This is a genomic window from Microbulbifer maximicatervae (SeqCode) (genome assembly GCF_052467385.1).
In genome coordinates this window covers 1,463,264-1,480,318 of record NZ_CP174311.1, presented here as the reverse complement: position 1 = coordinate 1,480,318, position 17,055 = coordinate 1,463,264, and the positions used below count along the sequence as shown (strand labels likewise).

The following is a 17,055-nucleotide window of genomic DNA, read 5'->3' as shown; positions in this document are numbered from 1 at the left end:
GATCTACCATTTGTCGCGGGCAGCTATAGCTCTTCTTTTACCGCGAGAATTATTATATTGCCCACAAATCCTGATATACCCACCTTAAACCTTTTGCCAACCCCACCGGGAAAGTGGAATAGTGGTCCGTACCGCTCACCACCTCTCCACTAAGCTTTAATCCACGATAATTACGCGACTGTAATTTAGCAAGAAATCTCTTATGCCCATCTACCATATCATTACGCATGTGGCTCTTTTGTATTGTCTCCAAAGCGCCAGTGGCAATATAGACGTTTACAGGCAGTGTGTTGTTATGGCTTGCATATTTATTCTCCAAATCAAAGATCATTTCATCCTTAAACCAAAGAGAAGGACTTGTCAGGATATAAGTGGAAAACAACTGTGGATTGGTAAGTAATACCCAAGCACCAAAAGATCCACCCAATGAATGACCTGAAAGAATCCTACGTGTGGGATCCCCCCTAAAACTCCCCTCAATAAAGGGCATTACTTCTTTTTCAATAAACTGTAAGTACTTACTGGCTCCACCAGTTGTATAACGCTTCCACCCACTATCGACTACGGGCGTGAGATCTCGAACTCGACTATACTGCCCGTTTTCTCCGTGAGCGAATGAAATAGCAACTACGATGGCTTTATCCATATCCTTAAAGTGTGTAACACCCGAGGCAACCTTAAATGTATGAGGCCCATCATTAAGGTAAATTATCGGGTAGGTCTTATTTTTATTGTCATCGTTCGAGTAACCTGATGGTAACTTCACATATAAGTCGTATTTGCGTTTGAGAATATCAGAGTCAACTGTGTATATTTTAGATCCACTTAACTCAAAAGATTCAGAAACCTTGGTAATGAGGGGCTCTGCAATTAGTGAATTAGACAGCACCAGAATGGCTATCAGCAGAATAGCTCTAATCATATTTAACCTAGTTTAATTTTATACTCAATATTGCTTTAAGAAAAAATTCGCTACCAACAAAATGTAATTCAGTTAAACCCTGAATATAATAAGGTGAGAGAGAAATAAAAAAGATAAAGAAAAGCTTAATTATGAATCAAACTGATTTGGTTGAGCGTACTTTATCAATTCATCTTGAATCTTTTGAACCTGTTGAGAAAATTGATTTAAAGAATCTCCTACCAGCCCCTTACTAATAGGGAGGTCAAGCCTTAATGGATCAACAGCCGTACCATTTTTATGAATCTCATAGTGCAAGTGACGCCCCTGCACACGACCTGTAGCGCCAAGGTAACCGATTACCTGCCCCTGTTTTACTCTTCCCCCTTTACTAATTCCTTTCGCGTACCCCTTAAGGTGCGCATAAATAGTCTTTATCCCGGAGCCATGGCGAATACGAATATAGTTGCCGAAACTACCAAAATAAGAAGCTCGCTCAATAATACCATCACCTGCAGCCAATATCGGCGTGCCCAAAGGGGCTCCAAAGTCCAAACCTTTATGTACTCGGGTATACCCTAGGACTGGGTGCTTGCGACGCCCAAAATAAGATGACAACCTTGCATTCTCTAACGGAGTACGCATTAGAAACCCTCTAGAGCCTTGGCCATCAGGGTAAAAATAATCCACCCCCTGAGGTCCCTCAGTAGAAAACCGATATAAACTTATCTTTTCTCCACTAAGAATAAGCTCAGCAAATAAAATTCTATTTAGTTTTTCCTTTCCAGTTTGGCTATTGAACAAGGTATCATAGAAAACAGAGAATTGATCACCTGCTCGAATCTGCCGTTGAAAATCTACGGAATAACTAAATATTTCATTTAGTTTTGTGAGTACAGAATTAGATAGGCCAGACTCTTTTCCACTTTGGTATAAACTGCCCGAAATTTCACCTTTAACATAGTATTTCCTGGCATCGACAGGAGATTCAAATTGATTAGTTCTATAATTGTCTCCATGTCTAACCAACTCCAAACTCTCTGCAAAGCCAACAACCAAGGTAAGCTTATTAAGCTTTCCAGTGGTATCTATTGTTAAGTTAAATTCCTTACCAACTGGTAGGATACTGACATTGACATGTTCCGATAAAGCCTGAATTATTTTATACGCTTCTGCACGATCGACTCCACTATCCACCAATAGTGATAAAACCCCTTGGTTTTTAGCTAGTTGAACTTTTTTTGTGCGCTCTAGATATTCTTCCTCAACTCTATATGGAGGGGCCACCTCCCTACGCTGCATCCCTTCATCTTGATGTACCAAGGATAGATCATTGAGTAGGGGCATTGTAAAAGATAAATCATATTGTACCGATTTAACATTGGAATGGTTTTCCAATAACGGCCCTGCTATCGCCAGTAATTGAATCGATAAAAGAACCAGCAACAAAGCCATCCTCCAGATATCGATCAGAAAGAAAATAGTTAATCGCCTCACGGGTAACCCTACTTTTCTTAAGTAATAAATCACACTCCCCCCTTACTTCGCAAGCAAAGTGTCTGGGTTGATTCGCTTGCCTTCTTTGATAAGTTCAAAGTGAAGATGTGGCCCTGTTACACGCCCTGATATACCCACAGTTCCTATCGCCTGGCCGGCACGTACTGACTGCCCTGCCTCAACTTCCCGCTCATTTAAATGGGAGTACAGAGTTTTCGTATTATTACCATGATCAATAATTATGATTTTCCCATAATTTTTATGCTTATAATCATCAGTAGAGACTATTACAACACCACTTTCAGCTGAAACCACCGGAGTACCAATCGGTGCCGCAAAGTCAGTACCTTCATGGGTTTTTTTGCGAATTTTACTGAAATCACCAAAAGGGCTACTAATACGGGCACTCTCAACCGGGACTGTCAATTTGGTAATCTCCACTGAAGCCATTGTTAATCCCGGTTTTAACAGTAGCCCTCCGAGTATTAAAATGGTTGAAAAACTGCAGAACAACATAGCGCGTAAATAGACACCTAACTCGCCATTATTAGCCCCCGCCCTTGAGGCTTCCATAATATTCAAAAGTCTGCGTCGGAAAAAAGGAGCCTGACTCCTACCACCAGAGAAAGAGAAAGCTACAACCCAGTCACTTGTTCTTTGTGAAGAGTTCCGTCGAAGAGTGTCAATCATTGCTTGTGCATAAACACGGTATAATTCTCGCTTACATGACTTTAGAACTTCGCGATCGCACCCCAACTCTATCGCCCAGCTGAATCGAGACTTCATCCAACCTAAGAAGGGATTGAACCATAGGATGCAAGTAAATATATGCACAATCAGAATCAACAAGGGGTCAAGCCTTTTCAAGTGCATAATTTCATGCTCAATGATTAGATGACGCTCCGTTTCATTCATTGATAAAATATAGGAGGGAAGCACCAATTTACGACTGAATAGCTGCATCACAAATGGTGTAATCGTTGAGTGTGTTATAAACACCTGAGTTTTACTTCTGATTAGAAAATCACTTTGAGATGAAGTAAAAAACTGGTCAAATTTACCAATAGAAAGCTTATTATTTGCTATTAAACGCAATTTCTTGCCATAGAAAAACTGACTTACTACCACTTTAGATAAGGTAAAAAACACCCCGCACAGATATATAAGCAACCAAAGAAAAGCCAGTAATTCAACAGAACTCAAAGAGGTAGATACATACTCATGCAGAACTACGTTAATTGGTGGTATAGAGGTAACCTCATAAGCTGGCGGTAATTCAAAATTCAGATCCGGAGCAATACCCAACGTTAACTGATCGCTCAATTGCGCAAGAAAAAATGGGGAACCGGCAGCAACCATTGCACACAACCAGAAACTTCGCCAATGGTATATCGCATTAAAGCTGTCTTTATTTCTAGCTGTTGCCAGCCAAATAACAATGAAAACCAACCCCGCCCACAATATTGAGAAGAAAGAAGTAGCTAGAAAATCCAGTGCAAATGGTAGAACTGTAGAGACTATCTCGGCCATAGCCTATTCACCATCCTTGCTGACCGGCTCAGAGTCAGGCCAGGAATCGAGTACTGCCTGAAGCTCCTCGATATCTTTATCACTCATTAACTTACTGCCGGCAAACATCGACACAGGAAGGGGACCATCAAGCTCTAATACTCTTTCAGCGAAATCTTTTGCATATGACGCCAGAGTTTCCACCTTCTCAATCGCAGGGCTATAAACATGGATTCCATGGATCTCAGATTGAGCCACAAACGACTTATCCCGCATCCGATCTAGTGTCTTTCGAGTAGAGGAGTATGACCAACCCAATTCAGGTCCTACCCGATCATGTAACTCTCTGGCACTCAGCGGTTCTCGCCTCCAAAGGGCTTTCAACAGCGCAAGTTCTGATGGGGACGGTTTTACCTTTTTCATTTTATCTTCCCGTGTGACAGTCAGGGCTAGTGTGCGACAAGCGTCGCATTCGGTCAACCACCCTGCAGGGAAACTTGTTAGGTTGTTTTTTATACAGCCAGGATCGTAAACAGTTTTTGCCGGCTGGCAAAAAGTTAAAAGCTATCGATAGACCAATCGATTTTGATCAGTTTAAGCACCAACCAATATAAGGTTTGAAAGCGCTTGCAACCAACTCAAAACCTCAGGGCTTGCTGCACCAGTGCCAAGCAAAGCCCCAATCCAAAGATATAAGTGCCTACGGCACCCAAGAAGCGCATTGGGTTAGGCTTTGCCATAGTGGAGGGAAATAAGATGCCTGCAACAAAAAGAAATCGACAGGCGGTCAGCAGAATAACAAACCACCAAACCCAGGTAGAAGACTGCCCTAAGCTCACTAAGTAAATAAGTACCATCAAGAGGGGAGCATATTCTGCTGTATTTGCATGGGCCCTTACCCATTTGTGTAGGGTATTATCGGGGTCGAAAGAATGCCCAACTAAAACCTCATACTTACCGCGCCCAACAGTAACCAAGGCGCCGAGCAGAAAGGATAATGCCGCTAAGAGCCCAATACACAAATAGTAAACATTCATAGAAATCTCCATTTCCTATGTTATTTGTACAGGGAGGGCATTTTAAGCCTCGCCTCCCCGCCCTAGTTGTTCACACTATATAAGCATCGTTTTCAGCTACATTTTAAAGAATCACAGCAGTAGCTCTGGAGCCTGTCGCGAACAATGCAACCAGAGAAAACTGTGAAAAACCTTGATCAGTAGATAGATACTCTTTACACCAAAACCTAAGTTCATCCGACCATTTAACCAAAGCTTCCTGCCTCTTCGGCTCAGCATCATATTGGGAAGCCAGTCCAGCAAAGTGACAGTGCACAACTACTTTAGAGTCATTGCTTCGGCTATCATCAACTACAGATACCGTCATAGAAGCAGATACAGACTCCCAACTAATCAGGAAGTACAGAGAAGTATCACTTACATTTTCATCAAGCTTGGAAATTGCGAGCTGTAATACCTCGGAAAGGTCCTGATAAATATCATCATTCGCCAAGGCAGTACTTTCCGATCGGTGTAACTCATGCTCCGTAGCAGTTTTATTTTCACCACCAAAGAGGCATGTCGACTTTTCTATCTGCCAAGCCAATCTCATAAACCCTCCAAATACATCAAGACTGAACAAAGAAATATTCTACGAGATTTATGAGTAGAGCACACTTCATCCCCTCCCAGCCTGCATACTCTTCTCCATATTCAAGCTCAAAGTAAGGCAATTCCCCTTGAAAATACACCAAGAGTTGACCTCAAATGACAACTCTACTACTTCGCGTTGGGGCGCTCTGATACACGCATGGTAATATCGGCATGAAATACTTCCTCTCCATTAGTATCAATAACGCTCACAGGCATAACAACATCGCCAGCCTCAATGGTTTTAAACCCTGGATACTCACAAACGGCTCGTAGATTAGTCTTCGCCATCTTTAAGTACTTGACTTCCATCCCTACTGGTATCCAGCGAAAGCGTCGATCCAAAGACACATCCAAACAAACACCGCCAGCTAATTCAGCGGCGTTACACATAGCGATAGCATGTACAGTACCGATATGATTTGTCACGCTCCAACGCTTATTCAGTAAAACCTCCACTTTACCCGGTGATAATTCCAGGAAACGCGGCTTGATTGAACGAAAATACGGTGCCTTAAGTGCCACTAATTTAGACACCAGCCAGCGGCCCAATGCCGAGCCGCCAAGTCGCCCCCACAGATTAAGTACCGGGCTTTTAGAAGATTGATAGTCCATCTTACCTCTCCATCCTATACATCGAACCGCCACTCTATATGGGCGGTCTTAAGCTATTTAGGCCACTATATATCAACTTCCGGTAGTCCAGGGTAATCAGATCTATCAGCTTTATTGACATAGGCTATTCCAAGCGCAGAAATGCCCAAGAGGAGATTTGGTTCATAAGCGAGTGCAACTAATAAGGCTAGAGCTAATAATTTGTATCCCTTAAAAGCATATCCATTAATAGGTAAAGTAAGTATATCTGCAAGCTGAGAGGCATACTAAATGGCAATCGCTACTGCACACCTTGAAAGATTGTTTTTGATGTCCAAAAAATTCTCTCAGGCAATCTTTTATAGAAAAGCTTAGACTGAGTAGCTAATTATATGTCAATTAATACTGAAGATTAGATGTCGGAAATTGTCAGGCCAGAAATCTTAGATTAAATTCTAACTATACTTCTCGCTGCAGCACCTGCTTTTCCCATTTCTAAGGCATCTAACTTTCAATATATCCACCATAATTAAGGGTACATTATAAATTTTTCAGAAATTTAATATTGCGAAGGGTATGATCGCGACTCCCACAACGCACCAACAATATTAGATTCCCAGAATATCTACACCACTAAAGGGCTTCCGTTCATGGGTCTAATTTTATTTAGCCGCAAATCTATCACTATTTTTTCACCACACCTATATATATCGGGATATGATTTTATGCTATATCACTTACCAATTGCTACCGGCCTGGTCCTAATAGAGACCGAGAAGCTCGCAGTCTACCGGTGAAAATTGGAGCTTCTAGTTAACACAACAAATTAATTCCTATTCATGGGAGCGACTCAATCAACCCTAGCAAGGTTATATAATGGAGAGAATCAAGCTGTGTAAATTATCGAGTAAGAATAAAAAGCCAGCTAAAAGATTTTTTCCCAGATGTAAATCTAGTGGAGGCATCTACAAAAGGAAAGACAAGCAAGAATTAGGTAAGAAGAACAAAAATCTCTAACAGAAAATGTTATTTATATTTACATCAAGGATAAAAATATCTTTTATGAAAATGAGACAGCCCTACCGAATAGACTGTCCCATAAATTATCTCACGACGACTTTCGACGGTATTCCCTCGGCAACATACCCTTATTTCGGCGAAATGCCCTTCTAAGCTGCTCTTGAGACTTAAAACCACAGATAGTAGCTATACGCTCCTGAGTTAACGCTTGAGTTGCTAAAAGCTGGCAAACCTTTTCAATGCGAATTTTCTCAACGAATCGACCTGGAGTTACTCCCATATCCCGAGTAAAGCAGCGAGCAAAGTTTCTCGGGCTCATAGATGTCTTTTCCGCGAGACTATTAACGCATAAAGTTTTATCCAAATTACTATGAATCCATTGCACCAGCTCTAAAAAACGATCACTCTTTAACTGGCTCATAAGATAAGTGCTACTTTGTTTATGATCTCCATCTCTCTTGAGATATAAGACCATTAATTGAGCAACAGCTAAAGCAATACCACGACCAAAATCATCCTCTACCATTGCCAAAGCCATATCAACCCCCGCACTAACACCTGCAGAAGTATATATATGATCATCTTTGACAAATACAGATTCTGAATCGACATCCACTTCTGGGAATCTCTTCAGCTGATCAATATATCTCCAATGGGTAGTGGCACGCCGACCATTTAGCAAACCTACTTTTGCGAGAATCAGAGCTCCATTGCCAATAGAGCCTATACGCTTAACTAAACCAGACTGAAGAGAAAGCCATCTACTCAAACATTCACTGATATTCAAATCATCAGCAGCATTAAGATTACCACTCACAAGGAGAGTATGAATTCCTCTTGAATCAGTAAAACATCTATCTGAGCATATCCTTAAACCTGATGAGATTTCCTTGGTATCTCCATCTTCGGCTAAGAATTCGACCTCATACTGATCATCACAACTAAAACCCCTATCCTTTAGCTGCTGATTTGCCAGCGAAAACACTTCTGCGGGCCCCATTACATCTAATGAGTGTGCCCCAGGGTAAAATACGATAGATACTTTCTTTTTACAGTTCATTTTAAATTGCAGAATAAGCGTAAAACTATATACCAAACTCAAAAATCACTGTGCGGATTACTAACTTATTAAAAGAAACTTCAGGAATACTATCTTGGGTAGCCCAACCACCTCAGAGGAAGGTGAAAAAACGCCATAGCGGAAGCTTAATAAAACCTAAATAAAATCCAGATTAACTGGAAACACTACTAATAAGTTAATTCTTCACTTGATCCGAGTAATATACCAGGTGGCTACTACCCAATAGTGAGAATTGATCACACGATGATTCTTACCCCAATTAGAGACTACAGGCAAACACACTATCCATCAGCCATACTCTCATCATCCATATACATAAAAATGCTATTTAATAAGGCACCTTCAGAACCAACATCACAAACTGTTAATCCTGTATAATTAAGCAATCCTGACCCTAAGGTACCAGCTTTTTCTATTCTGTAAAGTAATAACGATATTTTTTTTCGGAATATATAGTCGTATATGAAACAGCCCTGCATCCTGCCAAATAAACTTTGATTGCGGCCAATAATTACAACAAAGAAACACTACCCAGCCACATCAACAGAAGAGCCACTTCAAAGACCTAACGCCATTAAAGGAAAAAGATAATCATTCCTAGTAAAAGGAGCTGTAAATATCTAAAGTCCTATTCATCTCAGCTAATATGAATTGATTCAAGGCAAGAAACAAAAGAAACTCACATTTATCGCCTAAAGCCTTCGCTCTATCGTATAACGACCTAAAAGCCCGCAAGAAGTGTACCGCCGTACCACTTACTTATTCGTTCATATGAGCATCAAAATATTGATAATCTCATAGAAATTTAAATAATTTATCGACTCAAATACCCCCAGGCTTAGTAAGCTCTCTAACATATTGTTACAGTCGGTTGGGTGCTGAGCCCCATAGCTGGGACTTTCGAGGGTTATTAAATATAGATAGGTTTCAGGCTACGCATGGTAATCTGCTACTTCCAGGGCGGATAAGCAATGACTACCGACAACCTTGGCAGGATAGCCAAGACTTCAGAAAGTGAGTTTTCATTATTTATGGAAAATAACACACTAAAGCTATTGCCCTTTATGTTGCCGAAAGCCCTATCTAGCAATTTAACCCGCATAGACTTATATAAGTTAAAAAGGACAGCAACTTGTCTTCATGTAAAGAAGCACTGAATATGATTTATCTCAAAATGCAATACTGCTGTAAAAACTTACGCAAATTAACGTATTCAAGCTTTCGAGTTAACCCCCTATATCACAGACAACTTATAAGCCTTTACGAAATAATACTTCATTTACTTTGATCGTCATTCTTAAGCTGTTGAATAAGCGTATCACCAGACCAAAAGAATCTGACACAACCATCATAATTTTCTTTTCTTACACATCGCCCCAAGGGGTCGTATTGATACCGAATCACATCCTGAAATTTCTCTACACCTTTTTCTACTTTTAGATTTTCTATTTTTATCAACTTTTGCTGACAATTATAATGGTATCGAATCCTCTGTGCCCCCTCCCCTCCAACTTCTTCAACACGACCTGTAGAAGAGGTATAACCACGGGATATATTGCCATTATCAACGATTCTATTCTCAATAACTTCTTTGCCAGGAATCTGACTATCAAGCTTACTCGTCGAGTTAAGCTTACCTAGGAGACTATCAGCGGGGTCATAAATTAAGAAGGCAAGAAACTGATCTGAATCACTCTTACAAAAGTTATGAACATTAAAGATATTTTTATTAACCTTGCCGGAATAATTAACTCTGGCAAGTGAACAGCTACTATTCGGCAATAAATTCAAAATATTTGTAACTGTATCAATTGGCCTTTCAAACTTACTGACAATAAAGCCTTGCACATAAACCTGAGGATCATAATTGTCCAGAGGTTTCAACCCTTCGGTTGTTTTTATCAACAAAGAATTGAAATTTCCATTTACTGAGGAGAAGGGTGAATTCTCAGATTCCACAGAATGATCAAAGATAAATTTAACATCTTCTTTTCTGGGTAGTGAAGTTGCCGTAAGATTACCTAAAATATCATACTTATAACTGAGCTTACCATCATCTTGCCATTCCGCTACAATACGACCACTAGCATCATATTCCCACTTCAGACTACAGTAATTATTTTTAGCTTCGATCAGTTGCCCTAGGCAATTATATCTAAAGCTATTAACGCCCTCTAGCGTAGTTTCTTTTATTAACTGGCCCAGCAAATCACGTTCAAAGTAGATATCGGTACCAATGCCTGATTGAGAAGCAATTACTTCCGTAGAATTTACTAAGTGGCCAGCGACATTATATGCATAGTGGGTAACACGACCATAGAAATCCTCCTCTTCTATTAATCGGTTATTGAGATCATATTTCAGCCGATAACACTCACCCTTTTCATTTATAAGGCAAATTAAATTGCCCTCTCCATCATAATGATATTCTAATTGACTGCCACTGGAACTAGTCTTGCTCTTTATTTGATGGAGTGCGTTATAAGAATAACGCGTATAATTCCCATCCTTATCTAACATTTCTGAAACTAATCCATGCTGGTTAAACCTGCACTGAATATCTGTATCTTTTTGAGCAACCTTAACATTGATCCGACCCTGATCCTCATTCTTGCAAGAAGCCTCTTTCGTCTCAGCAGGCGTTAACAATTCCGTGCGAATATCAACATCATATCTACAATCAATAGATCGTCCGAAGGGGCAACTTATTCTTAATAGCTTATTGCTGCTTCCCCACAGATAACTCGTAACATTACCTAATGAGTCACTAATAGAATTAATCATGCCAGCAGAGGTATAGTCATATTTCACTTGGTTGCCGAACGGGTCTTCAGCTAGCACCAGCTGTCTTTTTTTGTTGTAACTATACTGCCAACTGCTATCTGATGGATCAGTATACTTTGTGGCGAGACCTTCATTGTTATATTCAATTTGATAATTATTACCGGCCACATCTATCTTCTCGGTCAAGCGACCCTGATTGTCATATCGGAATAACTCCTCACGTATAGTCCCATCAGTACTGGGTAGCCGTACCTTTGTAACGTGACCTAGCTCGCTGTATTCATACCACGTTTCTCCACCTTCAGCATCTTGATGGAACGTGAGTAATCCGCGATTATTGAAGTGAAAACGTTGCCGCCCGCCTCTCGTGTCACACATCGTTGCTCCGTGACCACTTTCCTCCCAGATAAATTGATAACTGTAAGCAGCTTTTTCGTCAATAGGGTCCCCCCACTGCCGTATACAATGAGCTGAACTACCCTCAGCATCCCACTGAAAATAGAAACTATAACCAGTTTTTAAAGTTCTTTGTTTAATAAGGCCTTTGTGATAAACATACTTTTCATTATTGCCAACACTGTCTACAGCTTCAGTCAGATTATTTTCACTATCAAAGACATATTGAGCTACTACCTCAGAACTTCCCGAATTATTTTCTTTTGTCAAAGTATTTATAAGGTGACTTTCAGGAGATTCATCAAGCGAGCTAATGTATAAAATTTCACCGGAACTACTCTCGACCGATCTTAAATAATCCCCTGAGTAGTTGAATAAATAAAAGTTATCGTTATCATCCCGAATCTCAGCGAGCTTTAACGCACCAGTTTCACCAGTAGCTTTAAAATGTCTTTGTACTCCATTGGAAATTCCATATGTCGTAATGATCCAATGCTCATCGTTTACTCGCGTGAGAGTTAATCTCTCATAAATATTATGACTGCGCGAGCTATTTCCGGGAGCTGGCAAGCTAATTATTCTACCTTCAGAATCAAAGAAGAGTATGGGTTTGCCTGGACGCCAAACCAAGCGCTCGCTAAATGTATGAGTCCAGCCACAACCCAATCCGAAATTTCTTGAATTACTACTGCGATAGGTACGAGTTACCGATAAGGGTAGTGACCCCTCCAATACAAAATCTTCTAAAGTAAACTGAACCTCTCCAGTTTTTAGATTTACAGACCTAGTTACTTCACCAGTAACATTATCGCTCTGACATATATCGGAGTTATAATTTTCACCTACTTCGCTAATGTGGTTATCAGTATCATATGAATAATCCCTGACACAATTTATCTTATAAAATTCAGACTTTACATCATGGGGCACTGTGAAAGCTTGTTCACTACCCCTTTTATTTTCTCGCAGCTCGTTACCCACTTTGACTTGCACTAAATTTCGACTATTTTTTCGGGGTGCAGCTATTTTGGGGGTTTTCTTTCCGGATACAGCAGTGCTTTTGCCTACTGTCGGATATCCTGAATTTTTAGCAAGTATTTTCCTTTGCTTTTTTGTCCTGGCAAAATCAAACATTAAATCGCCAATATTACGAAAAGCATTCACTAAGCGCTTATTCTTAGTTAAGGATGTTATAGCTACATCTCCCTCAGTCAATGCCGCAAGTGCTATAGTCAAAATGATCTCAAAAGTACCACTTGCAGTTAAGTTTGTGTGCTGCAAGCTATGTTGTGTTTTAATGTAGTCCTGGGCAAAATGAAAAACTGCTCCCCGAAGAGTTGGGTCACTATAAATAACCTCGGCTATGTTGAAACTCAAGCGGAGCTGCTTTTTTGAAACAGAACTGGGATTAAAGCCTAGTACATCAATCACACCTCGATACAGGGAGGTTACACATTCATCAGCTTCTTCTTCTGGAGTTTCTTCATATAAGACATAATTGATTGCCGCAGAGCTAAACTCAAATGATTGACGTGCTGGACTTACTATCTTCTCAACATCAACAGCACTCTTTGACCAAATCGATAAGCGCCACACAGAGCTGTCAGTTTCTTTTACTTTCTTTTTTGCAGTTGTTACACGCTTCACCCAACTCCAATCAGTTTGCTGGCTAATAAAAGCCTTATCTGCAACTTCCTGCGTAATAATTTTCTGCAAGCCCATACGAATCTTAGCAACCAACTCTGTTTGTAGATCCCCCAATGCCGAATATGGCAATGGGGCCTCTTCAATAATCAGTTGATTCTGAGCCAATGCCCGATAAATGGCTTTATCCCGCTCATTAAGATAGCCAGGCACATTACTTAATCGCGATTGAGATGGGGGACGCTCTTGCTCAGGGTCTATATCTGGCGCAAAGGTTGTGTATAAGCCAAGGTACTGGTCATACACTAACTGAAGAGTGTTAGTATCGAACATCCTCAATAATTCAGCAGCATCAATCTTTCTAGAGGGACCCGTCTGGCATATCCATCCAGGCCGCACCGCATAACGAGAGCCCTGAGAGTTTTCGATATAGAGCTGTATCAAAAGTTAAATCCTATCAACCGCTGACCGACTATTCTGCGGTCATCAAAAAACGAATCCATTCAAAGCACCTAAACTAGGTGCTCAACTTCGACATAATCATTTCTACTGGGACGATTTTTCTTTCAAAGGACAAAGAAATATATTTCAGCCTTCTTACATCGGTTTTAAAAAATCGGCTGAACCAAGAACAGTTTCTACGTCCAAAATTTTGACAATGAGTGTGAAGTTTAGTAGTGCGTGTTTCAAAGCCGGGAACAATAAGCTCTCGATTCACATTCAAGTCTTCACTATCACAAGCAAAATATTAAAAGTCAAAATAGCAACATCAAAAGCTATACCAATAGGAAAACCATAATTCATCCACATCTAAAGACTTTTCAAATGATCTAAACGAAATAGTTATAATCCCTATCTAATAGCTACTAAGCCAATCCTCCAGGATACCTAACATACCACCATCTTTCGGAGTAACTAGAAATTAGGTGAAAGCTAACTTAATTTGTATTGTTGCGATAGGAAAAAACGATTACAGGAGAGTACACTGCATATAGTGCAATTAAATTTGACTAGGGTCAAAGAAAGAAAATCACAGTCAAGCGATATATGGCGGCATATTCTGACAAAAAAGTACCATTTAGCGACATTAAATATAGTTTAAAGTTATGGATGGTAAACTAATCTCAAAGAGAGCACTTGAGTCCCATTAAATTGTCAGCGTAAATTATAGTATTCGCTCAAATAATATAATACAAAATTGATAACGATTCAGCAGTCGAATATTTATATATAAAGGTACGTCTGTTATGGGTATAGACATAATAGATCGGCTGGATTATCCAACCGATCTGTAATGAGCACTAATTGCTAACAGTAAAGCTACTCGACTTACCTGAATAGCTGGAAATCTTTCCAGTCCAACCACTCTTCCAGTTACCAAAGTGCTTTATTCGGTAAGTGCCTGATGGCGTATCCTCTCCAATGATCCACTGTCCTTCAGCAAAAGAACAGGCCATACAATCAATAGCTGTATCTCGCGTCCAAATAAAGCGTGTATCCAAATCATCATCGGTAAGATAAGTTTCCCAACTACCATTAACTTTACGCTGTACCTCAATGAACGTACTCTCAGTCTTCAGGTCATTACGGGGATGGCCAGAACGGAAAGTGACAGATACAGTATCGCCAGCACTGTAGCTGGTACCTACATCATCCCAGACTTGACCAAAAGACTCCCACAGGCGTTTGTCATCATAAACAACCCCAATTACATTAATGATTTGGTCATCAGACAGATCTTTCGGAGTAGGCCCTGCAGCAATATCTACGCCATTGACCATAGCATGTGTCATTTCGGTATAAATCTGTCTATAGGCTGCAAGGGTATTGGGGCCGTATATGGTATGTGCTCCCTCATAGTGCTGCCTATCAAACTCTTCAGGGGTAGTTATGTAACCGGAATAGGCATTTGCCAAACCGGCAATCACCACAGTGTTTACACCGCTTCCTTCAAAAGCTGACAAGACTTCTGCTTCAAGACGTCGGCCTGCCATAGTCGTCATTTCACCCGGCGCGGCGACCAAAGCAAGTGAGCCTATGCGAAACATTTGGAAAGGTAGGTAAGGGGTATAAAGTGCTTGGCCTATTACCTCACGCTGTACAAATGTAGGTTTGGGGTACTGGCAGGGGTCATCCTGAGTATCCTCATATACAGCGGCTGCAGAAAATGCACTCATCAGGCCAAAAAGTGGATAACCATTAATCGCTGATTCGAATAGTCCCACATCTCTATCCCAATCCACCCCCTCATTTTCAACAGACATTCCCTCAAAAATACCATCAATATTGCTGGGACCGTCCCAACTTGATCCTGCAGTAAATGACCAGCCAACAGCACCTTCACAAATATCTATTTGCCCCTCACCGGTAAATTCACCTGCTACAGTATAGCCAGGGAAATAGATATGTTGATGTCGATAATCTAATCCACCTTCAAGTTTCACAGTAGCTGATTGGTAAAGAGACTGAGCTTTTGCAACTTGCTTTTCAGCAGATAAAAGTAAACTTTCATACTCAGAATTTCCGCATCCATCCCTAGGGCCACAAATATTCGGAGACGCATCACCTAAATTACTATTGGCAAATGCCGCAGTAAATTGACTTGCAGCACCCTGCTCGGCAGCCCAAGACTCCAGCAACTGACTCGCCGCCCCCTTATTATCCCCGCTAAGTTGCCGCTGCCCTGTCCCTAAAGAGACATTGTGTACTGCAAACCAATTAATAACTCCCAGTGCTTTGTTGTTGGCATCAACCAACTTGAGTTGGGTCATGGTTTTATTGGTATCGTATTGATAGTCGCTTGCATCAGTATTTTCTGAATAAGGGTCTGGGTTTCGATTGATACTGGTATCGAGTAGTATCCCCTGCTCAATAAAGATATCACCTGGAGTTAGTCCACTATCTGCTTCAACGATTGACTGAAAAATACCATCAACAATAGCGTCATAGTTATCTTCCGCATAACCGAGAGCACTCATATTCAACATGACATAATGATCATACCCGCCAGGACCTACATGGGTATGTGTAGCAGTCAGCATCACATTCTTTTCGGTGTACTTACTATTACCATAGAGATTTTTTAATTTATCAACGACACCCTGCTTCACGCCCTGCGGAATACCTTGCAGATCTGCTGATACGAATACCAAACGCTCATTTTCAGAGCTATCAGAAATTATGAATGCGCGGGACCATAAACGGGTATGAATTCCCTTGGTTGTCTGCCCCGTTTCTCCATATCCTACCATTCCAACATCTGCTGCCGGGCCAGTTATATCATACTTACCAACACCAACACGCCAGTCAGATGCTTTAACAGTGGAAGAAGCTCCAATAAATACTATTAAAGCAATGACGTAACCATTAATTATTTTTTTCATTTTTTCTCCAGAATCTATACACGCAGGAGTACATTCGCCAGTTCACAGAAGTGAAGGCGTATCCTTTTCGTTGAAAGTTGATACCTGAATAAGCCACTTCCGATCAACTCGGACGCGACTCTCTAGATAGTTAGCCAATGTAATCTTGGCTTTTATTATCTCATCCTGAAAAGCGGCTTTATTATTTTAAAAATACTCATAGTAGCCATAACCTCCCTGCTGTCAGCACACTAAAACTGAGAGTACAGCTCTAGTACGCATGTTCAGAATACCCTAACTGGCTGTATTTGGTAGCACCCGCAGAGTAATTGCCCGCCATAAATCCGTTAATTTAGAGTCGAAAGTAAAATAATTTTAAATATACGAAGATTTTCTGAACTACAGCAAACCTAAATATTTACAATTCAAGCAAGTACAATCTAAAAATGAGTGTAAAGAAAGGATAGATTAGGGGATTTGAATTACATTTAGAGAGGAAATGTTAAAAATTTTCGCCATTCAAAATTAGCACTCAATCAGTTTCCAATTATATTCCATAGATTGACCACTTGTTCACAAAAACAATTAAATTAACAATTAATTAGGCAAACACCTGTACTT

Annotated in this window: 10 protein-coding genes; all 10 read right to left on the bottom strand. The window is 40.5% G+C overall.

Translation table 11 applies throughout. The annotated features are described in order from the left end of the window. Nucleotides 1-52 precede the first annotated feature (52 nt). Nucleotides 53-922, bottom strand: coding sequence for an alpha/beta hydrolase (locus tag ACJJIR_RS06470; protein ID WP_413662720.1), 870 nt, complete (start codon nt 920-922; stop codon nt 53-55). 129 nt (nt 923-1,051) lie between these two features. After that, nucleotides 1,052-2,350, bottom strand: coding sequence for a M23 family metallopeptidase (locus ACJJIR_RS06465; protein WP_444907714.1), 1,299 nt, complete (start codon nt 2,348-2,350; stop codon nt 1,052-1,054). Nucleotides 2,351-2,440: 90 nt separating this feature from the next. Beyond that, nucleotides 2,441-3,928 carry a M56 family metallopeptidase gene (locus tag ACJJIR_RS06460; RefSeq protein ID WP_444907713.1) on the bottom strand — a complete coding sequence of 496 codons (1,488 nt, stop codon included), beginning with the start codon at nt 3,926-3,928 and terminating at the stop codon, nt 2,441-2,443. A gap of 3 nt (nt 3,929-3,931) precedes the next feature. After that, entirely contained in the window at nt 3,932-4,330 is a 399-nt protein-coding gene (locus ACJJIR_RS06455; protein WP_444907712.1) for a BlaI/MecI/CopY family transcriptional regulator, read from the bottom strand. A 215-nt stretch (nt 4,331-4,545) separates the two neighbouring features. After that, nucleotides 4,546-4,944 (bottom strand): MAPEG family protein, encoded by a 399-nt coding sequence (locus tag ACJJIR_RS06450; protein WP_444907711.1) that lies wholly within the window; start codon nt 4,942-4,944, stop codon nt 4,546-4,548. 103 nt (nt 4,945-5,047) lie between these two features. Beyond that, nucleotides 5,048-5,515 carry a hypothetical protein gene (locus ACJJIR_RS06445; RefSeq protein ID WP_444907710.1) on the bottom strand — a complete coding sequence of 156 codons (468 nt, stop codon included), beginning with the start codon at nt 5,513-5,515 and terminating at the stop codon, nt 5,048-5,050. A gap of 167 nt (nt 5,516-5,682) precedes the next feature. After that, the gene (locus ACJJIR_RS06440; RefSeq protein WP_413662726.1) at nt 5,683-6,168 is read right to left on the bottom strand and encodes a hotdog fold domain-containing protein; all 486 of its coding nucleotides are present in this window, start codon (nt 6,166-6,168) and stop codon (nt 5,683-5,685) included. A gap of 1,087 nt (nt 6,169-7,255) precedes the next feature. Continuing rightward, nucleotides 7,256-8,227: a GlxA family transcriptional regulator gene (locus ACJJIR_RS06435; RefSeq protein ID WP_444907709.1), complete on the bottom strand. Its 972-nt coding sequence runs from the start codon at nt 8,225-8,227 to the stop codon at nt 7,256-7,258. A gap of 1,296 nt (nt 8,228-9,523) precedes the next feature. Next, nucleotides 9,524-13,405, bottom strand: coding sequence for a DUF6531 domain-containing protein (locus tag ACJJIR_RS06430; RefSeq protein ID WP_444907708.1), 3,882 nt, complete (start codon nt 13,403-13,405; stop codon nt 9,524-9,526). Between the two features lie 968 nt (nt 13,406-14,373). Continuing rightward, entirely contained in the window at nt 14,374-16,455 is a 2,082-nt protein-coding gene (locus ACJJIR_RS06425) for a neutral/alkaline ceramidase (RefSeq protein ID WP_444907707.1), read from the bottom strand. Between the last annotated feature and the right edge of the window lie 600 nt (nt 16,456-17,055).